At 55.4% G+C, this 25,441-nt stretch carries 22 protein-coding genes and 1 tRNA gene; 8 read left to right on the top strand and 15 right to left on the bottom strand.

Going from position 1 to position 25,441, the window contains the following annotated elements:
• Window positions 1–55 precede the first annotated feature (55 nt).
• The gene (locus tag I9187_RS10495; RefSeq protein WP_209940179.1) at window positions 56–1,603 is read right to left on the bottom strand and encodes a trimethylamine methyltransferase family protein; all 1,548 of its coding nucleotides are present in this window, start codon (window positions 1,601–1,603) and stop codon (window positions 56–58) included.
• A 229-nt stretch (window positions 1,604–1,832) separates the two neighbouring features.
• On the opposite strand from I9187_RS10495, the gene I9187_RS10500 reads away from it, so the two are divergent.
• From I9187_RS10500 to I9187_RS10530, 7 genes are all read left to right on the top strand, one after another.
• Window positions 1,833–3,302 (top strand): NAD(P)/FAD-dependent oxidoreductase, encoded by a 1,470-nt coding sequence (locus I9187_RS10500; RefSeq protein WP_209940180.1) that lies wholly within the window; start codon window positions 1,833–1,835, stop codon window positions 3,300–3,302.
• Window positions 3,299–4,300, top strand: a complete 1,002-nt coding sequence (locus I9187_RS10505) for an alpha/beta hydrolase (RefSeq protein WP_171175917.1) — start codon at window positions 3,299–3,301, stop codon at window positions 4,298–4,300. Before I9187_RS10500 ends, I9187_RS10505 begins: the two co-directional genes overlap by 4 nt.
• Window positions 4,301–4,355: 55 nt before the next feature.
• Window positions 4,356–4,432: transfer RNA gene (locus I9187_RS10510), tRNA-Met, on the top strand.
• A gap of 320 nt (window positions 4,433–4,752) precedes the next feature.
• Window positions 4,753–5,157 (top strand): hypothetical protein, encoded by a 405-nt coding sequence (locus I9187_RS10515; protein ID WP_209940181.1) that lies wholly within the window; start codon window positions 4,753–4,755, stop codon window positions 5,155–5,157.
• Between the two features lie 289 nt (window positions 5,158–5,446).
• Entirely contained in the window at window positions 5,447–5,887 is a 441-nt protein-coding gene (locus I9187_RS10520; protein WP_209940182.1) for a hypothetical protein, read from the top strand.
• Window positions 5,888–6,405: 518 nt separating this feature from the next.
• The gene (locus tag I9187_RS10525) at window positions 6,406–6,717 is read left to right on the top strand and encodes a hypothetical protein (RefSeq protein ID WP_171676871.1); all 312 of its coding nucleotides are present in this window, start codon (window positions 6,406–6,408) and stop codon (window positions 6,715–6,717) included.
• 129 nt (window positions 6,718–6,846) lie between these two features.
• Window positions 6,847–7,689, top strand: a complete 843-nt coding sequence (locus tag I9187_RS10530; RefSeq protein WP_209940183.1) for a GIY-YIG nuclease family protein — start codon at window positions 6,847–6,849, stop codon at window positions 7,687–7,689.
• A 572-nt stretch (window positions 7,690–8,261) separates the two neighbouring features.
• Here I9187_RS10530 and I9187_RS10535 read toward each other — a convergent pair.
• From I9187_RS10535 to I9187_RS10590, 12 genes are all read right to left on the bottom strand, one after another.
• Window positions 8,262–10,043: a thiamine pyrophosphate-binding protein gene (locus I9187_RS10535; RefSeq protein ID WP_170568798.1), complete on the bottom strand. Its 1,782-nt coding sequence runs from the start codon at window positions 10,041–10,043 to the stop codon at window positions 8,262–8,264.
• Entirely contained in the window at window positions 10,043–11,452 is a 1,410-nt protein-coding gene (locus tag I9187_RS10540; RefSeq protein WP_209509503.1) for an aldehyde dehydrogenase family protein, read from the bottom strand. Before I9187_RS10540 ends, I9187_RS10535 begins: the two co-directional genes overlap by 1 nt.
• The gene (locus tag I9187_RS10545) at window positions 11,433–12,347 is read right to left on the bottom strand and encodes a sugar phosphate isomerase/epimerase (protein ID WP_170568796.1); all 915 of its coding nucleotides are present in this window, start codon (window positions 12,345–12,347) and stop codon (window positions 11,433–11,435) included. The genes I9187_RS10540 and I9187_RS10545 overlap by 20 nt, the downstream gene beginning before the upstream one ends.
• Window positions 12,348–12,501: 154 nt before the next feature.
• Window positions 12,502–13,692, bottom strand: a complete 1,191-nt coding sequence (locus tag I9187_RS10550) for a Gfo/Idh/MocA family oxidoreductase (RefSeq protein ID WP_170568795.1) — start codon at window positions 13,690–13,692, stop codon at window positions 12,502–12,504.
• A gap of 1 nt (window position 13,693) precedes the next feature.
• Entirely contained in the window at window positions 13,694–14,359 is a 666-nt protein-coding gene (locus I9187_RS10555; protein ID WP_170568794.1) for a hypothetical protein, read from the bottom strand.
• Window positions 14,349–15,536 carry a Gfo/Idh/MocA family oxidoreductase gene (locus I9187_RS10560; protein WP_245223190.1) on the bottom strand — a complete coding sequence of 396 codons (1,188 nt, stop codon included), beginning with the start codon at window positions 15,534–15,536 and terminating at the stop codon, window positions 14,349–14,351. The genes I9187_RS10555 and I9187_RS10560 overlap by 11 nt, the downstream gene beginning before the upstream one ends.
• Window positions 15,526–16,353 carry a citryl-CoA lyase gene (locus tag I9187_RS10565; protein WP_170353336.1) on the bottom strand — a complete coding sequence of 276 codons (828 nt, stop codon included), beginning with the start codon at window positions 16,351–16,353 and terminating at the stop codon, window positions 15,526–15,528. Before I9187_RS10565 ends, I9187_RS10560 begins: the two co-directional genes overlap by 11 nt.
• On the bottom strand, window positions 16,350–18,242 hold the full coding sequence (locus tag I9187_RS10570) for a sugar phosphate isomerase/epimerase and 4-hydroxyphenylpyruvate domain-containing protein (protein WP_209940184.1): 1,893 nt from the start codon (window positions 18,240–18,242) through the stop codon (window positions 16,350–16,352). Before I9187_RS10570 ends, I9187_RS10565 begins: the two co-directional genes overlap by 4 nt.
• Entirely contained in the window at window positions 18,242–19,537 is a 1,296-nt protein-coding gene (locus I9187_RS10575; RefSeq protein WP_170328647.1) for a TRAP transporter large permease, read from the bottom strand. Before I9187_RS10575 ends, I9187_RS10570 begins: the two co-directional genes overlap by 1 nt.
• A complete protein-coding gene (locus tag I9187_RS10580) occupies window positions 19,534–20,109 on the bottom strand; it encodes a TRAP transporter small permease subunit (RefSeq protein ID WP_170460347.1) in 576 nt (191 codons plus the stop codon). The genes I9187_RS10575 and I9187_RS10580 overlap by 4 nt, the downstream gene beginning before the upstream one ends.
• 30 nt (window positions 20,110–20,139) lie before the next feature.
• Window positions 20,140–21,150, bottom strand: a complete 1,011-nt coding sequence (gene dctP, locus I9187_RS10585) for a TRAP transporter substrate-binding protein DctP (protein WP_170429695.1) — start codon at window positions 21,148–21,150, stop codon at window positions 20,140–20,142.
• Window positions 21,151–21,250: 100 nt separating this feature from the next.
• Window positions 21,251–22,333, bottom strand: a complete 1,083-nt coding sequence (locus tag I9187_RS10590; RefSeq protein ID WP_209940185.1) for a Gfo/Idh/MocA family oxidoreductase — start codon at window positions 22,331–22,333, stop codon at window positions 21,251–21,253.
• 208 nt (window positions 22,334–22,541) lie between these two features.
• Here I9187_RS10590 and I9187_RS10595 point away from each other — a divergent pair, with 208 nt between their 5' ends.
• Entirely contained in the window at window positions 22,542–23,195 is a 654-nt protein-coding gene (locus I9187_RS10595) for a GntR family transcriptional regulator (protein ID WP_170353340.1), read from the top strand.
• Between the two features lie 372 nt (window positions 23,196–23,567).
• On the opposite strand, the gene I9187_RS10600 is transcribed toward I9187_RS10595, so the two are convergent.
• Complete coding sequence (locus tag I9187_RS10600; RefSeq protein WP_171175933.1) at window positions 23,568–24,557, bottom strand: HupE/UreJ family protein; 990 nt, start codon at window positions 24,555–24,557, stop codon at window positions 23,568–23,570.
• Window positions 24,554–25,384, bottom strand: coding sequence for a peptidylprolyl isomerase (locus I9187_RS10605; protein WP_209940186.1), 831 nt, complete (start codon window positions 25,382–25,384; stop codon window positions 24,554–24,556). Before I9187_RS10605 ends, I9187_RS10600 begins: the two co-directional genes overlap by 4 nt.
• Between the last annotated feature and the right edge of the window lie 57 nt (window positions 25,385–25,441).

Genomic DNA, 25,441 nt, shown 5'->3' on the forward strand with positions numbered 1-25,441 from the left:
TGAACGAAAAAAGGGCCCACCCGGATTGCGGGCGGGCCAGTACGGGGAGATTGTATCAGTAGGTCTGGTTCAACTCATCCGCCGCCGGGATTTCCCTTTCGCGGCGCGCGATATAGTCCAGAAGCGCTTCGTTTTTGGCTTTGTCCAGTTTTGGCTCTTGGTACTCGGCCAGTAGTTTTCGCGCGTGCTTCAAGGCGCGTTCTGTGATTTCCACTTCGCCCTCAGCCACCCATTGTTCGATCGAGTTGTTGTCAAAGAGTTCAGGCATAAAGAACGCCGTCTGGAAATTGTCCTGCGTGTGCGGGTGGCCAAGGTAGTGACCACCAGGGCCTACATCCGGAACCGCGGCAAGCGCCTGATCGAAATCGTGCCACTTCGGGCCTTCCGCCATGCGGTAAGCCATCGCGCATTGTTCGGCATCCACCACGAACTTGGCAACTGAACAGTGCATGCCCGCCTCATTCCAGCCTGCCGAATGCCAGATATAGTTGGCTCCGGCATGGATCACCGCGCTGAGCGTTGTGGCGGATTCGTATCCCGCTTGCGCGTCAAACGTTTTGGCGCCGCCCAGCGTGTTCGAAGTGCGCCATGGCACGTCGTAATACCGCGCCATCTGGCCGATCATGAAATTCATCAGGCTGATTTCAGGCGTGCCCGCCATGGGCGCACCGGATTTCATCGACACGGTCGACAGGTAGTGCCCCCAGATCGCAGGTGCGCCCTTGCGGATCACCTGTGTGTAGGCCAGCGCCGACAACGCCTCGGCTGTCAGCTGCGCTACGGTCGCGGGGACCGAAGCGGGTGTGTTCGCGCCACCCAAAACGAAGGGCGAGCACAAAACTGGCTGGTTGCGTCGGCTAAAGGCGCGCATCGCGCCCAGCATGGTTTCATCCCACACCAAAGGGCTGTTGCCGTTGCAGTTGCCGGTGGTGACAGGATGGTCGTCGATAAAGCCTTCGCCGAACAGGATATCGCACATATCCATCACATCCTCGGCGTTCTTAGGCGATGTCGTCATGCCCATGAAAGTCTTGTCCGAGTATTTCATCGAAGAATATGTGATGCGCAGGTGCCGCTGGCTGATCGGGTGATCATAAGGCTCGACAATATGGTGGGCCGAGCTGTGTAGTGCAGGCATCATGTGCGACAGCTTGTGGAACATCGCCAGATCATCCAGCGTCGGATTCCGCCGCACGTCATCCAGATCGCGCAGGAAAGGCGCGCCGGTCATTGGCACAAAGATCGAATGTTTGCCGCCCAGTGCAAGGTTCTTTTGCGGGTCACGCGCATGATAGGTGAACTGCGATGGAATGGTCGAGATCAGCTCGCGTACCATGTTGCGGTCCAGATAGACCAACTCTCCGACAACCTTGGCTCCGGCTGTCTTCCAGTCTTCCAGCGCGATGGGGTCGCGGAATTGAACACCGACATTTTCCAGAATATCCATTGCCGCGTTGTCGATACGTTCGACCTGGCTTTCGTCCATGACTTCGCAAACGGGAATGCCTCGGGTCAAACCCGGCAGCATGGCAAAGTTTGGAGCAGTACGTTGGGCGCGACGGGCAGAGCGTCCACCGGACCGCGCGGCAGTGCGAGTAGTCAAAGGGCAATCCTCCAATTTTCAATCATACTGGCGGATTCGCGGAGCGATCACCTCTCTGATTGCGATATGTGCTTGCAGGAAGCGACACGGGCCACATCGCGGGATTTTCGCGCTTGCACTGCGCAAATGAACCCTTGGTTACCTTTCGTTAAGTAACCTGCTTCACTGTCAATCAGGTGCATACATCTGCAACACGTACCCGTATGGTTGTTTCAGGAGGGGCGCAGAAATGCACCACAAAACAGAGATGCTCATCATTGGCGCCGGGTTTTCAGGGCTGACCATGGCGCTTGAGGCGCGCAAACGTGGGCTCTCCGATCTTGCGATTCTGGAAAAGGCAGATGATATCGGCGGCACGTGGCGCGAAAACACATATCCCGGCGTGGCCTGCGATGTGCCTTCACATCTATATTCTATGGCGACCCACCCTAATCCCCATTGGAGCCGCGCTTATGCCGGAGGCGCTGAAATTCAGGCTTACCTGAAGGGCGTCGCGCAGCACGAGGGATTGTATGACCTCTGCCATTTCGGCCAGGAACTGAAAGCGGCCAAGTGGGACGGCGCGCGCTGGCAAGTGGAAACCATGGACGGGCAAAGTTGGTCGGCGCGGTTTCTGGTCTCGGCCATTGGGGCGTTGCATCACCCCAGCATTCCCGATCTTCCCGGCGCGGACGGTTTTCCTGGGCCATGCTTCCATTCGGCTCAATGGGATCACGACGTTGATCTGACCGGCAAACGAGTGGCCGTTGTGGGCACCGGGGCGTCGGCGGTTCAGTTCGTGCCAGAGATTGCCAAACTTGCCCGCCACGTGACTATCTTTCAGCGCAGTGCGCCTTATGTCATGCCGCGCCCGGACGGCCCAATTGCGCCCTGGGTGCGCAAGCTATATGCCCACCTTCCCTTACTGCCGCGTATCCGGCGCAAACTGATTTTCATGTTTTTCGAGTTCCGACACCGGGTGTTCAGGGGCGAGGAACGGGCGATGAACTTTGCCCTTAAGATGTGGCGTAAATCGCTGGAGGGGGCGATAATCGACCCCGAAGAACGGCGCATTCTGACACCCGACTATCAGATTGGTTGCAAACGTATCCTTAGCTCGAACGACTGGTACCCAACCCTGGCCCGCGACAATGTCAGTGTCGTGCCACAGGGCGTTGCCCGTATCGATAGGGATACGCTCATCACGTCAGACGGCACCAAAGTCCAAGCTGATGCCCTGATCTGGGGCACCGGATTTCATGTGACCAATGTTGTCGAGCGATTGGACATCACAGGTTCCGGTGGCCTGACACTGCGAACGGCCTGGGCTGACGGCATGAATGCAAATCTGGGCACAGCGATTGCGGGCTTTCCAAATTTCTTTATTCTTATGGGCCCGCATACCGGTCTTGGCCACAACTCGGTCGTGCTGATGATCGAGGCGCAGGTTGGACATATCGGTCGCGTCCTAAGCGAGATGCAGCGCAAAGGGATTGCCGCGATCACACCTGATGCAAAGAAACAAGCGGGTTTCACCCAAGAGATGCAGGACCGTCACGCCGACAGTGTCTGGCAGACGGGGGGGTGTACATCCTGGTACATTGACGAAGACGGCAGGAACACGACGTTATGGCCCGGGACTGTTGGTGAATATCAAGCGCGTATGGCACAGTCGGGATTGGAACAATACACTACCGTCGGACAGGAGACAGCTAGATGACACTTATTCTAAGCCTGATTGCAGCCTGTATCGTCTTTCTTCTGGCCATGGCCGTTTGGACCCGGCGGTTGACCCGTCAGGGGCTGAGCACCGTACCACAAATGGGCCAGATCGTGCCCGTGCAGGGCGGCAGTATCCATTATGTTGAAAAGGGTGATCCTGACGCGCAAACGCTGGTCCTTATACATGGTCTGGCGGGGCAATTACAGCATTTTACCTACGCCTTGGCCGATCAACTGGCCGAAGAATACCATGTCATTGCGCTGGATCGGCCAGGCTGCGGATATTCTACCCGTGACACGGCAGAACTGGGGCAATTGCCGCAACAAGCCGCAATGATTGCCGAGTTTCTGGAGATAAAAGGCGTCGATCAAGCGGTTCTGGTCGGGCATTCACTGGGCGGCGCAGTGTCACTGGCGCTGGCACTGGACCACCCCGAACGCGTATCAGGTCTTGCATTGCTGGCGCCTCTGACGCACAGGCTGCCTGAAACGCCGGTGATCTTTAAGCCGCTCGATATCCGATCCGGATGGCTGCGCAGCCTGATTGCAAATACGATTGCGGTGCCTATGGCCGCGAAAACTGCACCCTACAGCCTGGGCGTAGCGTTTGGCCCTGAAACCGCACCAGATGACTTTCTGGATCGTGCGGGCGGCGCGCTTGGGTTGCGCCCCTCGGCGTTTGTTACGGCCTCGCAAGACGTTGCCGGGCTGGACGCAAGTTGCGACGCGCAGGTGTCCAGATACCCCGAGCTATCCGTGCCGGGCGGTATCTTGTATGGCCGCCAGGACGCGCTCTTGTCCCCTGCCCTTCACGGCCCTCCGATGATCAAATTTGGTCTAAGCTATGAAGAGCTGGACGGGTTGGGACACATGATCCTGATCACCGAGCCGGAAATCTGTGCCGCGTTTATTCGCCGGATGGTGGCGGAAACCAAATCACCGCAGACACCCCTGAAGGAACCAACCGCCGCGCCTGTGAAAGAAATCCCTGGTTAGGTTGATTTCCCTCTTGACCCTCCCCGGCCCCTCGCTTACATCGCCTCTCACTCAAGGCGGAGTAGCTCAGTTGGTTAGAGCAGCGGAATCATAATCCGCGTGTCGGGGGTTCAAGTCCCTCCTCCGCTACCATTAACCTTCCTATTACCTGTTGGTATTGTTGAGAAATCACCCCATGCACACGTGGGCAGTATACATTTCGATATACTCTTTACGGCTTAGGATCACATTGAACCGAGCAACTACCTGACAACTCTACTAAATTGTTGGGTACGGAACACATCAGTTTTAACGCCACAGTGAATAAACGAACCACGCATCTTAGGTCAAAACCCCCGGTAGAAACGTTGAAATTGGCGACAACGCACACAAAGTCGGCAAAAACTCACAATAAATCCGTTCACTTCGGCAATAAATGCAGATAAATCGACGAAAACTCGAGTTTGGACACCATGCTAAAGAAGATTGTCTTGGTATGCGCAGCAGCCATCACCCTGACCGCCTGTGACACTACGACGATGGGGACTGGCACAAACTTGCAAGAAGCAGGTTGGTTGTTGGTTGCGAAGAACGATGAAAGAAGCGAGTTTTACATTCGAAAAGCGGAAGGCGTTCCAGGAACCGTATATTGGGAAACGATCAGAACGAGCGACAGTGAGTTTGTCTTCCAGAGAGAGTATGACTGCAAGAACAGACGCTATCGCGATCTGATCGCCCCTGTTGAACGTACGAAGGGATTGCGACTGAAACACCGGAACAAGGAATGGGCACCGATGTCATCCCTTATTCCCGACAGCGCTCCCGCATACATCGCCGACATGATCTGTAGCGGCCGGATCGTTCCCTACGCCACATGATCTATCGCAAAAAGCTGCTTTTGATTTTAGGTCGCAAAGGTGGGCCATAGTTCGGCAGATATGGGATCAAGCCATTAGTTTGGGCGACGCCCATTGTAAAAGGTCGTCTATTTGAACCACTAAACACTCCGCAAAACGCCCCGTGTGGGGGTGAAATGGGTGTCCCCGGCGGCTGTACCGGACAGGGGGTTTTCAACTGCGCATCGGGGTTGCCGTTAACCGCTTCTATGCATTGCTCGCAGGCTCAAACCGTTTAAGTATCAAGCTAAGACACAAATGGAGATTTGACTTGGTAGATATTCCAGCCACCATAACCGCACTTTCTGGCTCCTTAGATATAATTAAAGCAATTCGAGATACCAATCACGCCTACGACAAGAGTGAACTCAAGAACCGGATGGCGGACCTATACACAGATCTTAGCGACATCAAGATGGCGCTTAGTGATGCACAGCAAGAGATAAGAGATCGTGAAGAACAGATCCGTAAACTGGAAGAGGACTTAGAGTTCAAAGGGTCTGTGATCGACATAAATGGTTTCAAGTATGACGAGGTTGAAGGTCAGCCAGTTGGGCTGCCTTATTGCCCCAGTTGTGAAGTCGATCAGGGCAAGTTTTTCCGCTTAGTTCGAATAAACAGAGACACAATGCCGAGGTGTCCAAAGTGCAGAAACTTCTACAGGGTCTTTCCTGACGGGAATGTTCCAATAATTCCCGCACCGGACAAATAAACACATACCACCAATCCCTAAAATCCACCAAACACCCCGTTTTTAGGGGGTACAGGGTAGTGAAATAGTTTTTTTGGGGGGGGGTGCCACTGCCCCCTCAGACAAAAACCCCTGTACGGGAAAAATTTTAACAGCCTCGCAAATCTAGTGTACGCAATATATCGCTTACAGTATCTCCGAAAGCGAGGTGAGCCAACAAGCCAATAGATTAAGACTTGGCAGCGGGCTCACCCCTTAGATCCAACCGTGTACCCCCTCGTTAGCGAACATCCACACAAACAATTCGGCAGGACCGCTATAGGATCTCTTGTCACGGTGGCAAACGATAGCTTTGAGACGCCAATTTCTTGTTCGTTTCTATCAACTGCCGACACGCAGGACATTTGGCAAAATGGCGAAAGACTTTGGCCGAAAACAACTTCGTCTCGGAAGCTTGGCCCCCCAAATTCAAACCAGGCAAGCCAAAGCAGTTCCTCGCTGCCAAGGCAGTTAGTTATACCTAGTAAGGAGGCTTTAAGGTGAGAGAGAATTTTTACCCAATAAAACAACCGATTGCACACGCCGTTTATAAGATCGTAGATGACGCGGTAGGAGCTGGCGAAGACCCCTTTGACGTCCACTGCAACGTTGCTGAAACAGCAATGGCGCTTCTGAGATTGTATGCAATTCGCCAAGTGGCGAACGACGCAAGATCAAATGGACTGGAAGTGAAAGTACCGGAGTTGCTGGACGCCTCTGATCGATTGGCGGCTTTGGTTTCTTCAAATTCCGTAGTGAAAGCAATTTCCACGATGAAGTCAGATATTGATGCCGCTGACCCCGTTTATTGACAATGGAAAAAATTCACGCGTGTAAAATCAGCTGCGAAACAAATCCAAGCCTCAGGACAGCAGAAAGGGTGTCGACGCTGGTTCCCAAACCTAAAAGCAACAACAAATGGCATCACGGAAATTGGACACATGAAACCCTATGATTTCACTCTCAATGAACTCTTGAGCAAACGGGGCTTTGTACTGTCGCGCACCAGGTATGTCCGACACGATTATAGGGCCTTAGCTGCTTGGCGTCGTGGTTCGGCCAATTTCGATCATTTTGTTAGTTATCAGAGAGATGATAGCTTATCCCCCTACAATGGAGCGGAAATAGCCGTTCAATTTGTCCCTCAAGGATCGACTGGCGCACTTTTCGTAGGCGCCCACTATGTCGTCGATAGCTGGACAGCAAGCGATAACCCAGAAAGAAATCCATCCCTTTGGACGCCTTTCGAGGAAGACTATGGCCAGGATTTGGACCATCGGCGGTATGACTTGGCGCGCATTGATGTCGTCGAGGACTTGGTCGGGCGTCTTATTATTGATTGGGGCGCAGCCACCAGAAGCTGGTCCCAATGGGCCGAACGAAGACCAAAACCCATAGTCGAGCTGCGAGCGACTGCTGAAGATGAAGCGTTCCCTGGTTTCGGAGAGTTCACCTCAACTGTCGAGGAGCTGCTAGCGCTTCCATCTAGTTGGCAAAACGCTTTGGCGTCAGTGAACGGGGTATACCTCCTCGTCTGTCCCGAAACTGGAGAACAGTATGTGGGTTCCGCATATGGTGATGGTGGTTTCATGGGAAGGTGGACATCATACGCCGTCAACGGTCATGGGGGAAACAAGTTGCTACTGGTAAGAAAAAGAACCAATTACGCGATCTCTATCCTAGAAATTGCTTCTCCAGACATGTCTGCTTCTGAAATCATTAACCGCGAAAGCGCTTGGAAAACCAAACTTGGCAGCCGTGCTCACGGACTAAATGCGAACTAGAACAAAAGAGTGTGCGGCAAATGTCTGATATTATACCAAATTTCGATTTTACCCACGGAAAGTCCTCTGAGCAGCGGCGTGATCCTGACGTTTTCTTGGATGCGACAAGATATGCCAAAGTTCGACCTGAAAAGGGCGGTCGTAAACTAGTGGCTATCTTTGAAGCGCAAAACCCGAATGGTTTGTTGTCGCGTTTGAGAGCGCGAAGTGAAGAGGTACCCACGAACGAGCGGTTACCTTGGAATACGATGTGGTATCCTTTGTCGCTTTGACTGCGTTCAATATAGTGACCTTCAGGCCCGGGCGAGCAAACAACGGCGTCGCGATGAAACGCGCAAAAAGATTATCTATGGCGCTGCTGTTTTGAAGCTTCTCGAGGAAATTGAGAGAGACAAAGCTGATCGGTTGCTCAAGCTTCTGCACGAACTTATCTCACGCGACTCAGATCGAGAGCTGTTAGGGCTGTAAACCCAGTTAGATCTTCTTGAGGCACTGCACGCTCTCAGAAGGTTTGGCTGACTTGGGCCTATTGAAAGAAAAAAAACTGGCGCGGCTTACCGCGCTCAGTGTCGTCAGGTGGCGACGTGAGAAACATCCTTGTCCGGCGAATAAATGTCCAGGATGTTCCAATGACCGGTCGTTGGCGTCGGGTTGTTGATCATTGGGACATCAAGGACAGTAGGTTTGCCGCTGGCAATTGCAGCTTCTAATGCGGGCAACAACTCGTCAGCAGCGCTGAGCCTGTGCCCTTCCGCGCCATAAGCTCTTGCAATGTCAGCATAACCCGGCCCGTTCGCGGGAGCTGCGGCTGATCCGGGGAACGTTGTTCCATAGGTCAGGCCGTAATGCGCCTTTTGCAAACCCGCTATAGTTCCGAAGGCGTTGTTGTTCATGACCAGCCAGATGATGCCCAGATCAAGTTCGACGGCCGTCGCGAGCATCGACGGATTTTGACCAAAGCCACCATCACCGACCAGACTGAGGACAACGCGATCAGGTGCCGCCAGTTTCGCACCGATCGCGCCCGGAGGGCCAAACCCCATAGTCGCGAACCCGCCCGGAGTCAGGATCGAACCGGGTGTCAGGATATCGAACTGTTGCCCAACACCGTTCTTGTTCCAGCCAACGTCCGTAGTGATGATGGCATCCTCAGGCAGTGCCTTGCGGGTATCTGCCAGAATGCGCTCGGGCATCATCGGAAAGGCCGATGAGGTCGCCATTTCCACGTTGCGCGCTTTGAAATCCGTTCGGAAGTCGGCGATCTTCTGTTCCAGCGCGGGGCGTTTGAAGCCGTCCGGATACATCTCGCGGGCGACCCGGTTGAGGACGCGCAAGGCGGCCTTGGCGTCCGCGACCACACCGATCTCGGTGGGATAATTCCGGCCGATCTCCTGCGGTTCGATGTCGATATGAATGACTTTTGAGCCGGGAATGTTGAACGTGTAGCCAGGATACCAGCTGGAGCAATCGGCCTCTTTGAACCGTGTGCCCACGGCAAAGATGTAGTCCGCGTTCAGGCAAGACTGGTTGACCAGCTCGGTGCCCCAAAACCCGGTCATTCCCAGCACGAGCGGATGGTCGTCCCGCAGCGCGCCCTTGCCCATCAGGGAATGCGCGACGGGCAGACCCATATGTTCAACAAACTCGCGCAACTCCTCACAGGCCTGCGCCAACAGGATACCGCCGCCGACATAGGCAACCGGGTTTTCGGCCTTCGCCAGCGCTTCGGCAATCTCTCGCGCTGTTTCATCCTCAATCGACGGTTTCTTGAGCGCGCGCGTGTTATCGCGGATACGGTCGAAGCTGTCCGAGGGGATCACCTCGGAGAAGATGTCCATCGGCACATTGACCAGCACCGGCCCGGGCTGACCGCTTTCAGCCAGATGGAACGCCTTTTCCAAGATTTCGGCCATCAGGTCGGCGCGATCCACCCGCCACGCACGTTTGACGAAGGGGCGATAAATCTCCCATTGGGCCGCGTCTGCGTGCAGGTTCACTTCCTGATGCGGATGCTTGCCGTAGTAATGCGTAGGAATATCGCCCGCAATCACGACCATAGGGATACAGTCCAAGGCCGCGTTGGCGACCCCGGTGGCGCAATTGGTCAGTCCCGGGGAGAGGTGGGACAGCACCACCGAGGCCTTGCCCGTCACGCGGGCATATGCGTCCGCCGCGTGGCTGGCGATTTGTTCGTGTCGTACTGTGACGAAATCAATTGGACTTTCGGCCAAAGCAGCCAGAACCGCGATGTTCGTGTGGCCGCACAGGCCGAACACATGTTTGACCTCACGACGTTCCAAGAAATCAACGATGTGTTCGGCGACGGTTTTACCCTCCAGTTTGCTTGCGTCCATCACGCGACCTCCTGTCCGTAGAACTCACCGAACAAGTCCGGCTCCGAGGGGCGATCCTCAGGGATCGGACGACTGACCCAGGTGTAGTTCATCATGTGTTTCATGGTGACGTTTTCGTTGGTGATGTTGCCGCCCCAGATGCCGCAGCCCAGGCTGCTGGTCATAGGCATACCATTGGTCCAGGCACCCGCATTGGCCTTGGACTGAGGCTGTCGAACCATCATGCGGCTGACCGGAGCCAGACGCGCCAACCGGTCGATGTGATCGTCATTGTGGCTGTAGATACCGCAGGAATGACCCTTGCCCCCGGTGTTGTAGATCTGGCTGACCGTTTCCAGCGCGTCATCGAACGTGTCGAAGTGATAAAGCGCCATCAGAGTGGTCAGTTTTTCCTTGGAGAACTTGTGCTGCGGGCCGATTTGCCCCTGGTTTTCAACCATCAAAAACTTTCGATCTTCGGGGATGTTAAAACCGGCGACCTTGGCCGTTTGCTGCGGCGGACAGGCGATGGTTGGAAACGTACGGTTTCCCTTTTCATCCCACATGGCCGCTTCGAGCATGGCCTTCTCTTCATCCGAACACAGGTAGCCGCCCTCGGCTTGAAGCGCCTTGACCATATCGTCGTAAACTGAGCGCTGGATGATGATGTTGCCGTCGGCCGAGCAGCCCGACCCAAAGTCGGAGGTCTTTGAAATGCGAGTGTTCTGCGCGGCGATGTCCAGATCGGCGGTTTCATCGATGACGATGGACGAATTGCCCTCGCCGACACCATAGGCCGGGCGCCCAGAACTGTAGGCCGCTTTGACCATCGGCTTGCCGCCCGTCGCCAGCGTCAGATCACAGATCTCCATCAGATGTTGCGTCAATGGGATCGACGGTTTGCGAATGGACTGAAACAAGTCCTCGGGGGCACCGGCAGCACGACAAGCTGCGCGCATGACCTCGACCATCTCAAAGGTGGTATGGGCGGTTCGCGGATGCGGGCTGAAGATGACGGCATTCCGGGCGTTGGCAGCGGAAACGCCGGTCACCGGTGGTGTCATCGCTGGGTTAGTCATTGGGATCAGGGATGCGATGACGCCAGCAGGTTTGGCATATTTCACCAGACCTTTTTCCTCATCAACCTCGACGATGCCGGTCGAGGGTGTGCGCAAGACATCTCGCAGCACCATGTGAATCTTGAAGCGCTTCGCTGGGCGGCCTTCGCGATCTCCGATACCGCTCTCGTCCACGCCTTGCTGGGCCAGCCGGGTGAAGGTTTTCTCGTTCCCTGCGTACCACGCAATGGCCTGAGACAGGCGGTCCAGCCTGTCCTGATCCCAATCCTCGATCTCGGCCATGGCAGCGCGGGCGCGTGCCAGCATATCTGCCGCCATGTTGCGGTCGTTTTCAGTGAGCTCTTTGCCCATGATGATCCTCTTGGTGTTTTGGAATTGTAGCATCGGGCATACGACGCTGTGACCGCGCCTCGCCGAATGTTCGCTTGGCTTGGCTGAGACAGCGACGCGCGTGTTCTTCATATCCCAACTCGGCAACGCGGCTTTGGTTGGGTAATTCAATGGAGTAGTCGACGGGCGGCATCCGTTCGATGATGCCGGTGAAATCGATCCATCCCTCACCGGGATATAGCCGCGCATCGCGGGCCAGTTGGATCATGCCCTCACGCGTATCGGCGATGCCGGGCAGGCAATCAGAGATATGCAGGAAGTGAAACAGGTCCGAGGGGACGTGTAGCAACTCTCCCAAATCCACGCGGCTGAGATGCAGATAAAGCGTATCAACCAGAATACCGCCATTCGGCTGATCGGAGGCGCGGACAATGTCAAGCGCCTCATCCAGAGTACGAAGGCGGGAAAAGCTTGGGAACTCCAGGTCCACTGTTAGCCCGTAGGGTGCCGCCAGTTCGCAGGTCTCAGAATAGACGTCGATCAGGAAGTCACGATCATCGCGGGTGTTGGTCCACGCGCTCATGATCATACGCTTGGCGCCCAGTTCCCCGCCGATCTCCAGCGACGGCTCGAAACTGCGCGGATCGACATCTTCGGTAATGCGCGCAAGCTCGACATCGAGGACTTTCAAGCCAGTGGTAGAGAGAGCAGTTTTGATGGCATGCACCTGTGCCTTGTCGATTGGAGATTGAGTGAATTCACCGGGCACATGCATCGGAATGAATCTGGGGCTGACGGCATCGTAACCGGCCCGCGCGGCGATATAGACCAGCTCGGGCGGCGTACAGCCAATCAGCGTCAGATGCGCCAAGGAATAGAGAGAGGGGCTTGCGCCAGCCTCTTTGGGTTTCACCATGAACGACAGCTCCACGTGTCTGCGAATCTCAAATTCATCACACGTAGTAAAAAATATCTGATATTTTTTAAAATATCAACTTTTAATACTGAGCAGGAAATGAAAGCGCCCGGGCAACTGCCCGGGCGTGTTTTACATTCTTGTTGGCAGAGCCTTAGAGAGTGACCCAGTCACCTCCGGACTGGTGAGAGCGCACGGAGGCTTCAATAAACCGGACGCCATCTGCACCTTGTTCGACACTGGGATAAGTAAGCCAATCATCCGGAACGGTAACGCCATCCCGACGCGCAGCTACGGCCATAGCAAATTCCGTATAGAGGTTGGCCCAGGCTTCGATAATCCCTTCTGGGAAGCCGCGCGCGGTCCGGATTAGACGTTCTGCGCCGGGGCCGATGCCATGCCCGTGACCTCGGCTGATGATGCGATCCGGCTCACCGAACCGATTGAACTTCAGCTGTTCCGAATTCTCCAGGTCCCACTCGAGACCTCCTTCGTTCCCGAATATGCGCAACCGCAACCCTCCCCGATTTCCGGGGGCAAGGCGTGTCGCCATCAGGGTTCCCGGAACCTCGTTTTGATAGCGGGTGAACATGAATGCTGTGTCTTCCAAAGGCTTTGGCGCGCCGCAGACATGAAATTCAGCCCGTAGGTCGGTCAAGGGCAGGCCCGAGACAAAACTGGCGAGATGCGCGGCATGGGTGCCGATATCGCCGACACAGCTGGTCGGACCAGAAATCTTTGGGTCCAGCCGCCATTTGACGTGGGGCGCATCAGCCACATCATCGGGCGTCATCCAGTCTTGCATGAACTCGACGTGGATTTGGTTGATTTTACCGATGCCGCCTTCCGCCACGATTTGTTTGGCCTGACGGATTACTGGAAAACATGACATCGCATAGCCGACAGCAAAGATGTGTCCCGTGCGCGCGGTAATCTCCTCAATCCCTTCGGCCTCCGCGACTTCGTTGGTCAAGGGCTTATCGCACAGCACGTCAATGCCCGCCTCCAGAAAGGCTTTGGCCGCTTCGAAATGAACGTGGTTCGGGGTGGTGATCATGACGGCATCTACGCCATCCGGGCGTGCCGCCTCGGCCTTTGCCATCTCGTCGAAGGACGCATAGCACCGGTCGGCCGGCAGGAACCACTCGGCCCCGCGCACCTTGCTTCGCATGGCGTCAGAACTGAGCGCTCCTGCGACGACCTCCCACCGGTCGGTCATCCGCGCGGCCGTTGCCTGCGTGACAGAGATACGTCCGCCGCCCACAACACCCAGCCGCAAACGGCGAGACAATCGGGGGAAAGGTCCGTCAAAGTTCAGGTCTTCGGAGAAAAGTCTCTCAGCCATTCTAAATCTCCATTTCCGGGACCCGTACGCCTTCCGGCAGCATTTCCACCGCCATGAAAATGCTGGGGGTAATCGTCTCGTACTGATGCCAGGGATAGTTGCCTTCGGCGTCATACATCGGTTTGTGCGTCGTGCCGGGGGCCATGAATTCTTCGAGGTAAAGGGATTCAACATCCCGCTCACGGCATTGCTGCATTTTCCCAAAGCCTACGATTTGTGTATGCACTTCGCGAAACCCCGGTACCGGGCAGAACGGATGATCCTTGTGCAATCCGACATTCAGCGGCACCGAGCCGGAATGGTACATGGTCAGCCCAACGTTACCCACAAAGACCTTTGGCGACATGTAGTGGCTGACACCGCGTAAACGCTCCTCTTGGCGAACATCAAAAGCAGATGGCCATGTATCTTTCACCCATGCGAACAACTCGTTGTCATCGGCATGGGCGTCGAAATCGTGGACAATGACTGCACGTTCCACGCCGCTAAGCGTGCTGTCTTGCACGATCACAGAGGAAAGCGGTGCAATGGTCTGATCCTCGACAGAGAGATTTCGCCCCCCAAGGTTAAGAACGATGGCGCGACCCTCGATAGAAATCCTGCGCTCGTCAGTTGTGTGCTGGACGCGAAAGAATGGTTGAGCAAAGTCGAGTGTCTCAATCGGCATGAACCAATTCCTTCCTCTCATCGTTAGGGAAATCGACCGGCAAAGGCTCCGGAGCCGCGCAACGGCTTTCTATCGTCTGATAGGCGCCAAATTTTGGTGCCCGTTCGATCGCGTCCATGACCTCGAAAACGTGGTAGGCGAGCGCTCCACTTGCACGGGGTTGGCGTCCTTCTTGCGCCGCCAGAGCCAGATCCAAAAGGCCGAGACCACGGCTGTCCTCATTGAACCCGTGTTTGTTGACGACCACCTGCCAGCCTTCGCGACCGGATGGGCGCGGCTGATGAGACCAGCGCGAGGTCTCCCGCGTTTTCAGCCAGACATCCCCCTGAAAGATGTTGGCACCATGTACCGGGTCAGGGTCTGGGATGCTGATGGTGCCTTTTTCACCGTAGATCTCGAACCGCGGCGTTTCGCTATCCCAGACGTCAAAGCTCATGGTCATCGACCCTATAGCCCCGGAAGAGAACTGCAGCAGGCTTAGGGAATGCGTGTCGACCTCGACATCCATCCATTCACCGTTGCGAGGGCCGTTTTCGATCATCCTTTTGTCGAACGTGCGCCGAGCCATTCCGGCGACCCGGTCAACCGGACCAAGGCAGCAAACCATGGCGGTCAGGTAATATGGCCCAAGGTCCAGCAAGGGCCCGCCACCGGCCTGGTAGTAGAAATCCGGGTTGGGATGGTGGCGTTCCGTCCCGTGGGTACCGACATGGGCAAAAACCCCTGTCGGTTTGCCAATGGCACCCTCATCGATCAAGCGCCGAACGGTTTGCCAACGACCGCCCAGAAATGTGTCGGGTGCGCAACCGACCAGTAGCCCCTTTTCAGAGGCCATGTGCAGAATCGTCTTACCATCCGTTCGATCCATAACCAGCGGCTTCTCGGAATAGACGTGCTTGCCCGCCTCCAACGCACGCAGGCTGATTTCGGCATGCGCCGCCGGAATTGTCAGATTCAGAACGCAGTCAATCGTCGGATCGTCAAACACCCCATCTGGCGCACAGGCCTTGGCGATACCGTATTGATCTGCCTTGGTGCGGCTTTCCGAAGGGTCAAGGCTTGCACAAGCCACGACCTCAACGTTTGAGAATTTGGATAGTGTTTTTAGATAAATATCGCTGATACGACCACAGCCGATAAGGCCGACCCGGAAGGATTTCGATGTCTCACGTGTCATCATTCCTGTCTTCGTAGAGGGGTAAGTAATTAGGGGGCATCGGCCCTTTGTTGCGGCCACCCTGGTTCATCTGTTCCCAAGCGTGGGCGAGTATTCCGACCGAGCGGGACAGGCAGAACAGCCCTCGCGACAAGGGCGCAGGAAAGCCAAGTTCGCAAAAGATCACAGCTGTCGCGCCGTCAATATTCATGGCAATTGGCCGACCGCCTCGTTGACGACCGAGTTCGGCTTGAACCTCTTCTCCGATATCGGCAAACCGGCCAGAAACTGTGCCTTCTGCCGCCGCATCTCGAACAAGTTGCATCAATCGGGGTGCGCGTGGATCGACAGGTTTGTGAAACCTGTGACCGAAGCCCGAGACGATCTTGCCATAGGTCTCGCGCCAGCTGTCCAGACCGTCCTTCACTGCGTCATTCAACGATGCTCCGCAATCCATGCGAGCTGCGATATCATAGTACAGCTCTGCACACTGCTCTCCTGCCCCGCCGTGCACGTCGCCCAGCATGTTCACCGCAGTCGCCATCGCGTTATTGAGACCTACCCCGCAGGTGGCGGCCATACGCGCAGCCGCGATTGAGGGAGCCTGTGGGCCGTGATCCACGCCTGCGACCAAAGCGGCTTCGAACAGGCGCGCTTGCGCGTCGCTGGGTAGATCGCCCCGCACCATAAGCCAGATCATCTGCGGGAAAGATACGTTTCCGATCAGGTCCTCTATGGCGTTGCCACGAAAAGAGATCTGTCCGGGTTTCATGTCGATGATGGAGGTACGCCACCATTGGCGAACGGCGCGCTCATCGTCTGTCGTCTGCGCGGTCATTGCGTCTGCACCTCTTTCACCGGCTGGGTTTTGCTTTGCGCAGCAAGGCGAATGGGTGCATTGCGCGCGCCATAACCGGCATAGCCCATACGGCGTTCAACAATTTCGAAGAAGAAGCCGTTAAAGATGGGGCGGCTGTATATCTGAAAATACTCTGCACCCGCCGCCCGATCGTAGAGAATGTTCCCCCTGCGCAATTGGGCGACCAAATCGTCATCCAATCCGAATGTCGCTTGCAGATCAGCGTAGTAGTTCTCCGGGATGGACAGGCTGGGAAAGCCAGACTTGAGCAACTGGGCTGAAGTTTCAAAAATATCATCCGACTGGAAGGCAATGTGCTGAACACCAGCCCCAAAGCCATCTTCAAGGAATGACGCCGCCAGTGTTCGACGCCCAACTGCCCCATTCAGGTTTAAGCGCACTTCGCCTTCGGGACTTTCGATAGCCTGGCTTTGCACGACACCAGACGGGTCGGCGACGTTCACGATAGGGGATTTTGCCATCTCGAAAGTCGAAATGTAGTAGAGTAGCCAGCTTTGCATCTCATCGTGACGCATCGTCTGGGCCAGATGGTCGATACGACGCAGACCGGCAGGTTGGGTGGCTTTGGTTTTCGCAACCGGCTCGAACTCAATGTCCCATACCCGATGGAGATCGGATTTCTCATCGATGAAATGAACGACGTTGCCACCAACGCCCCGAATGGCCGGGATATCCAGTTCCCCTGTTCCCACCGGTTGTGAGAAATTCGGCGCGCCCAACGCGGTCGCCCGCTGAACCGTCTGATCCGCATCTTTGACACGCAACCCCATGTCACAAACGGAGGGGCCGTGACCCAGGAACGCCGAATGGGCAAATCCTTCCTTTTCGGTATTCACAACGATGTTTATCGCGCCCTGCCGCCACAGCTCGACGGACTTGGATACGTGTTTTCGCTCCATTCGAAAACACATTGCTGACAACATATCTGCCAGCTGCGCGCCGCTTGTTTCGTCGGCTGTAAATTCGACGAATTCGAAGCCTGACGCATAGACGCGTTCCGGCAGGTCCGGGATGCCGAAATCGGTTCCCGGCTCGGTCCGGGATACCTCATCCAGGAGGTTCACCAGCGACCTGTAGCCGTCTCGGGCCAGTGTTCGGCCACCGGGTTGAGGAGCTGCTTCGTTGACGCGTGCAACCGACCAAGGCCCTTTGTATCCGGCGCGGGACAACACGCGAACGAAGCCCGCAAGGTTCAGCGACCCAAGCCCCGGCAGAAGCCCAAAGTGCCGCTTGAGCCGACGTATATCCATCTCAAGCCGGGGTGCATCGGACAGTTGCACATGGAACAGCCGCTCTCCGGGAATGTCCCGAAGGCGGGCTGGTTTGGATCCGTCGGCAAGCGAGAAGAAGGAATTCAAAGCCAACCCCAGATTAGGGCTGTCGACAGCATCAACGACGCCTAACGCCTGTTCATCCGAGTGAATAAGATCCGACCATGGCAAGCCCATATAGGCCAGACGCATCCCCATTTCTTTAGCGATTTGGGCCGCCTCGCCAAGATCTGCGATTACCTGTTCTTCGGTCGCAGCGACATCGACCTCGAAGGCAGACCCGATAAGCAGCAATTCCGTTCCCAGCTCGCTCATCAGGTCGAGTTTGCGCTTCAGTCGATCAAAGGCGCGCTCACGTCCGGCTTCGGGCTCGCCTTCAAGATTATGGAAGGGTTGTAACAGGCATATCTTCAGGCCGAGGTCCGATGCAATCTTGCGGACTTGCGATGGCGGTCCGTCAAAAGCGGTCAAATCCGGTTCGTGTAATTCGACACCCCCGAATCCCGCGTCAGCGATAGCACTCAGCTTTTCAGCCAGATCACCGGGGATCGACGTTGTCGAAACCGACAGGCACATTATCCCTGATATCCAAACATACGCGGCAACCACAGGACCAGATCCGGCATCAGCATCATTATCACCAAGGCGAAGATGAGAACCGCGAGGAAGGCCCAGATTTCGGAGATGATTTCGCGCAGCGGAATGTCCGTCACGGCGTTGATCACAAAGAGTAGAATGCCATAGGGCGGCGTGATCAAACCGATCATTGAGTTCACGACGACCAGCACTCCGAAATGCACCAGATCAATCCCGAGCGCTTCGCAGGTTGGAATGAACAGGGGCACGATCACCAGGATGATCGTTGTTGCGTCTAACACGCATCCCAGCGCGAGGATCAGCAGGTTTACGAGGATCAGGAATACAATCGGGCTAACATCCGAACCCTCCAGCAGTGCCGAGATCGACTGTGGAATCTGTTCCTGAATGACGATGAAGTTCAGAATGAACGCGCCACCAATGACCACCCCGACGGCGGCGGAGGAGCGCGCGCTGTCGACGAACACTTGATAAAGGCCACGGAAGGTCAGCGCGCGGTAGAACAACGCTGCCAGTAGCAGAGCGTAGAATGCAGCAACTGCGGCGGCTTCGGTCGGAGTGGTGACGCCGCCATATATACCGTACAGCAGGATTGCGGGCATCAGCAGTGCCGGAAACGCGTTGGCGGTTTTAGCCGGCAATTCGCGCAGAGGAACAGGTTCTTCCAATGCAAAGTTCCGCTTTCCGGCCAGATAATAGTTCATCGCCATGAGGACGACGCCCATGATCAGGCCCGGAAGAATACCGGCCAGGAACAGCGACCCGATAGAGGCCTTGGAAACGAGCGCGTACAAAACCATCGGGATCGAGGGCGGAATGATCGGGCCAATCGTCGCCGACGCCGCCGTGATCGCGGCTGCGTAACCTCGGCTGTAGCGGCCATCCTTGGTCATCATCTCAATGATGATTTTACCGATCCCCGCGGCATCCGCGACGGCCGAGCCGGACATACCCGAAAAGATCAGAGACGCTACCACGTTGACGTGCCCGAGACCGCCCTTGAACCGACCAACAGCGGCGACGCAGAAGTTCAGCAGACGGTCCGTGATCGAGCCCGCGTTCATGATATTGGCGGCGACGATGAACAAAGGCACGGCAAGCAGGATCGTGCTTTTGTAGAAGCCCTGCAGGATCTTCTCGCCTGCGAGTGCTACGTCCAGTCCGGCTGTGCCCAGATACACCAATGAGGCCAAGAGGATGGAATAGCCGATAGGTGTCCCGATGCCTGCCAGAAGAAAGAGAGCGAGCAGGCAGGAAAGAAGTTCAAAACTCATTTCTTAACTTCCTCGTCCTCTTCGACGTCGACACGGGGATGGTCGTCAACCACGTTGTACCCAACAACCAGTTCCAACTCTGTCTTTGGGGGGCCATTGCGCATGACGTCGAAGAATAGCCACGCGTAGCGCGCTGCGACGACCAGCATGAATACCGCGTAAATCGAGAATACTGTGCGCAAAGGTATCTTCTCGCCGGAAAACGGATTGCGGACAGTCGATGTCTTGCGGATTTTCATCCAATCGATGTAGTCCCACGTCGGAAGGAAGCTGTAGAGCATACCGACCACGATCGCTGCGGCCGCCAGCATCGCAAAGACCTGCCGCACGCGCATCGGCACGGAAAGGTAGATGATGTCGAACTTCACGTGATCCCGTTCGCGCACTATGAAAGCGCAACTGAAGAAGATCACCCAAACCCACAGAATGCCGATGAGTTCAAGCGTCCATCCGGCGGGGGTAAAGAAGTAGCGCAAGAGTATTTGCAATAGGAAAATCAGGAAGATTGCCGCCAGCATCCCGCCGGCAATCGCTTCGGTCAGTCGGGAGAACCCCTTTATGAAGGCTTTCATTATGGTTCTCCCTCCCTTGTCTTACTGGGCTCAGTTGCCCAAAGCGTTGATCTGATCCAGAACGCCTTCGGGCCATGAGCCAGCGAATTCGCTGTCCAGATACATAGACTGTACCTGATCGCGGAACGCAGCGAGATCGGGTTCGTAGATCTCCATGCCTTGCTCTTTCAGGAAGCTGACAAGATCTTCTTCTTTCTGAAGCTGCTTCTGACGGCCTGATTCAGCTGCTGCGTCCGCAGCTTCCTGAACCTTGGCTTGCTGTTCCGGCGTCAACCCGTCCCAAACTTCCTTGCCAATGGCGATATAGTTCAAGTCGACCAAGTGAGATGTCAGGATGATCTGGTTGGTCACTTCGTAAAACTTGGCATCAACCACGGTCGGCAATGGGTTGTCCTGACCGTCAACGGCACCGGTCGACAGAGCTGTGTAAACCTCTGAGAACGCCATTGGTGTCGGGGCAGCACCCAGCGCTTTGCCAAGGAACTGCCACGCATCTGTGCCCGGCATCCGCAGGTTCACACCCTCCAGATCAGCCGGGGTGCTGACGGTCAGTTCATCCTTGGGTTGGCGCAGGTTCACCTGACGACGGCCCAGATACATGACCGACAGCAGTTTGACGCCCAGTTCTTCTTCGGCCTTTTGCTTAAAGGCATCCATCAAGGGATCGTTGAAGACAGCCACCTGATGCGCGGCGTCCTGGTGGACATAGCCTGCTGTAAAGATCGAAAACTCGGGGAAGAACTGTGCCAGTTCCTGCGCCGAGGTGATCGACATTTCCAGGTTGCCCCGGCTGATGGCGTCCAACTCGGTGCCTTGGGCGAAGATGGTTCCATTATAGCTGGGCTCGTAGCTTGCGAAATCAGCGACCATGGGCGCGAAAACCTCGGCCATAGCGACCGAGCGCTGATCGGTCTCCGACCCTGATGTTGCGAGGCGAAGTTGGACTTTGTCTTCCGCCAGCGCACCACTTGTTGCGCTAAACAGAACACCGGTTGCGACCAGGGCTGATACAGCAGCCCGGCGGGTAAGTTTGGTAATCACTTTGCTCCTCCCTGAGACATCATGATGCTTCTTTTTTGCGATTCAGAGTTTTGACCTATTTTGGACATTTTGCAAGATTTTTTACAAAATATCTGATATTTTAGACTGCCGTCATACCTACCACTGGTGTTCTTTGTAAGTTTTTGATCCTGACCGTATCACCTGTTCTGCAGGAATTCTGAATAGCTTCAATAACTTGAAGCGTTCTGAAGCCTTCCCATCCAGACACAATCGGTTCTGCTTCGTGTCGAGCTACTTCAACAAAGTGCCTAAGCTGATTGACCAGAGGGTCAGACGCCCCCTTCTTCAGCGCGGTCGATGAGATTGGCGTCCACCAGTCCCTTTGCTCACTCTGGTAACTCCACAGGCGAAGATCGGGAACGGACAACGAACCATGAGAGCCACCTATCATGTAGCTACTCTCAGTGGTTGCAGGATAGATGGGATATTCCTGAGACGTCATCTCCCAGCTCCACGGGGCGACGATGCTGTCGGATACACTTATGGTCCCTATCGCCCCGCTTTCGAACGTCAACAGAGCACCGGCAACATCTTCGTTTTCGTAACCCCGCTGCGATGAAGCCGACTGAGCCTGAACGGTCACGACTTCTCCGGCCAGATACCGCAGCAGATCCACATCGTGGACCAGATTGACCGAGATGGGCCCTGCACCGGGTTTCTTTCGCCAGGGCGCAGCATCAAAATACTCGTCTGGCTTATAGAACCAGCAATTCGCATGGACAGCGCGCACATCTCCAATCTTCCCATCGACAATGGCTGCCTTAGCCGACCGGATCAGAGGATTGTGCCGACGATGATGTCCAACCATCAGTGGCACATTGGCCTTCTCCGCCGCTTGAACAAGCTCAAGCGCAGCTGCGGCTTCCACGGCGATCGGTTTTTCGACGAGAACGGGGCAACCATGTCGAACACACGTGAGGCCTTGTTCGACATGAAGCGTCGTGGGCGTCGCAAGCACAGCTCCGTCCGGCGTCTGATTTGCAAACATTTCCTCAAGGGTCGCGTAACATGCGACCCCGTGCTCAACGGCGTAAGCACAACCTTCATCGCTGGGGTCGACCACCGCGACGAGATCAACATGGCGCAACGCTCGGATAGCGTCTGCGTGGCGGCGTCCAACAAGACCAATGCCGACAATGGCAATGCGAAAGTTCTTAGACACTTTGCTTCCTTCCGGAGGGTCCGGAAAATCCCGAAACCGATGATAGCGATCGAGCTACTTTGCCCAACTTGGTCACGACCGTATTGGGGTTTTCGCGATTCCGCAATAATGTATGATATTTTTATTTTTACCATACATCAGTTTGGATTGCTGATTTCTCTGAAAAATGCTAACTGAACGAGGAAACTGATAATATCGGGTGAAACGCATGGCGAAACAGCCGTCTACGATAGGTGCAAGCACCTATCAGCGCATCAAGCGAGACATCATCTTCGGGGAGCTGCAACCCGGCTCCAAACTGAAGCTGGACGCCTTGAAGGAACGCTACTCGGCAAGCCTTTCGACACTTCGTGAAACGCTGAACAGGCTCGCCAGCGACGGATTTGTCGAAGCTCCCGAGCAACGGGGTTTCCTGGTCACACCAGTTTCACGAGAAGACCTGACCGAGATTTCAGAGCTGCGGGTCCTGTTGGAATGCCACGCGTTGGAATTGTCCATTGCGAATGGCGACACGGATTGGGAAGGCAACCTCGTTGCCGCACACCACAAACTGCACCTGATGGAACAGCAGCTTCTCAAGGGCGACGAGTCCGAGAAAGAAACCTGGAAACGATATGATTGGGAGTTTCACCAAGCGATGATCGCGGCCTGCAACTCCAAAAACCTTCTGTCTCTGCACTCCATCATCTACGACAAGTACTTACGGTATCAGATGCTTGTGCTGACTTATCGCGGCGAAGAGGCGGTCAAGGAGCACAAGGGCATGTTCGATGCCGCGCTGGCCAGAGACGCCGACACGGCGAAGAGGCTGTTGGAAGATCACATTCGAAATGGCCTCCAGCATACCTTGGAGGCTATGTAAGACGTTCCCATTGCCGCAATAGCGACAGCCTTCAACGCAGAGCACCCCGGTGAAGGCGAATTTCTTTTGATCGAATTCGCCAGTCAGGGCACCGCTACGACAATTGACCTTTCGGCTTACCCCTTGAAGGTCACGGCACGCATATTTTACAGAGTGTTAATGTGTGGGGTTTGTGTCCAAGACGGACCTCCGCTACCATCATCCAGAAAATTTTTTTTGAATGAACCCTTCGTGGGCGAACTGGACCTTGGCCTAGAATAAACCTCTTTCAAATCTGTCTTTGGACGACGATCAAATCTGAGCTCGTCAGTTAGCAGCCGTGACTGGGAAGCCCGCCGAGATTTCGAAAGCCGCCGCTTTGAGTTTGTGAGGCTAGAAACCGCTAATACGCTCGATAAGCCAATACATCGACACGGAACCGATGCCATAGGCGGCGACAACTGTTGCCCTTTGGCTGATCGGAAACGCAATCACACGCCAAATCATCAAAGAAAGCGCCAAGGCTGTGATGAAAAACAGCTGACCGGCTTCAACGCCCAGATTGAACGCAAGCAATGCTGCGGGGATGTCGTTTGGCGGCAGACCAATATCGGCCAATGCCCCAGCAAAACCAAGACCGTGTAAAAGCCCGAATCCGAAACAGACGATCCAGGGTTTTTGACTTGAAAGCCGGAACCGTCCTTCACCGCCTTTGACAATCTCCATCGCCAGAAAAACGATCGACAAGGCGATGACGGCCTCAACTGGTGGGCCGGGAACGTTCAGAACGCCAAAGGTTGCAAGCGCCAATGTTATCGAATGCGCAAGCGTGAATGCTGTTACAGCTCCGACCAACCTCCACGGATCGCGAACCAAAATGAACAGCGCTAAGACAAAAAGCAGATGGTCCCAGCCTTCCAGTATGTGCTCGAACCCCAACTGGAAATAGGCGACAAATACTGACGATGTCGTCTGTTCAGATGGAATGTCCTGAACCGCGGCATCTGGCGTGAAACGAAGCGTCGCGGGCTCGGATTCTAGTGGGTGCAAACGGACCAAAACATCGTTTTGCTGAGCCTCAAGGCCCTCGATGGCGATGGGTTGGCCCGCGATCGTTGCGTCGCACTCGGCAACCCAGGATGAAACCCATGCTCGCCCGTCGAAAGCCGGGTCAGGCCCACGTGCAGGAGCGCATCCATCCGGCAAAACAGCATCAATCGCCATTGGCTGACCACTCACATCTGGCTTCCGCCAATGAACGCTCCACGTACCTGGCCCGATTTGACGCATGTCCAGGTATCCCGGATCAAGCGCATGCGCTGCCACGTTACCTACGGGCCAAGCGAACAGAAGCGCAAGCACTATGCAGATCAAAGCCCTCATTCGGTCGCGCCTGACAGGTCGGGCACCACAATCTTGTACGTACCCGCAAGAGCTTCATACTGCGCTTGCGCCAGATCTTCACTCATGGCGCGACGCCAATCCCGTAAAACCGCATCGTGAATGTCTGACAAAGCCGGCGTTTGGCTGGGCTCAATGGCGGTCACCTGAACAAGGTGAACCCCGTAACCTGACCGGATCGGACCGACCCACTGGCCAGCTTCGAGCTCTAACAGAGCGTCGGAAAATCCACCTCCAAAGACCGAGTCCACCACTCTGGTCACGGTCAGGGGCATTGAGGTCGGCAAGAGTGTCGAAGCCCCGTATGCAGACATGTCTTGCCCCTCGTCTAGCGCAACCAGGGCCGTCTCAAGTTCTGCATCACTTGGCCGTTCGCCCAAAAAGACCTGATTGAACGCCACCTTGTCGGGGGTAGCATAGCGTTCAGGACTTTCTTCAAGAAACGCCTCTAGATCCTCATCTTCTGGAACCACTGATGTGGCGATCGCTTCTGTAAGAAAATCCATCTTCTGACTTAGACGAGACCTGATCACGCTATCCCCACGATCAAGGCCAAGTTTTCGTGCCTCCCGCACAAGTACCTCTTCGCGAATTGACGCGTTGACCAAGGCTTGCAGCTCAGCATTGTCGGGCGGGCGTTTCCACCGCGCTTCAAACTGAGTAGACAAAAGCGCGATATCGTCTTGGTCGAATGTTATCGTTTCAAGGTTTTCGACAGTCTGGTCGTTCGGCGCAACGATATGGAACCAAATGAAAATTGCTACCCCAATCAAGAAAAAGTGGAACAGGGGTTCTTTCAAAAATCGCATGAAGTCTCCTGCGTAAAACGTGCTCTGGTTCTACGTACTGATGCTGGCATCAGCTGA

It is taken from the genome of Ruegeria sp. HKCCE4148 (genome assembly GCF_017872495.1).
In the GTDB taxonomy this organism is placed as follows: Bacteria; Pseudomonadota; Alphaproteobacteria; order Rhodobacterales; family Rhodobacteraceae; genus Ruegeria.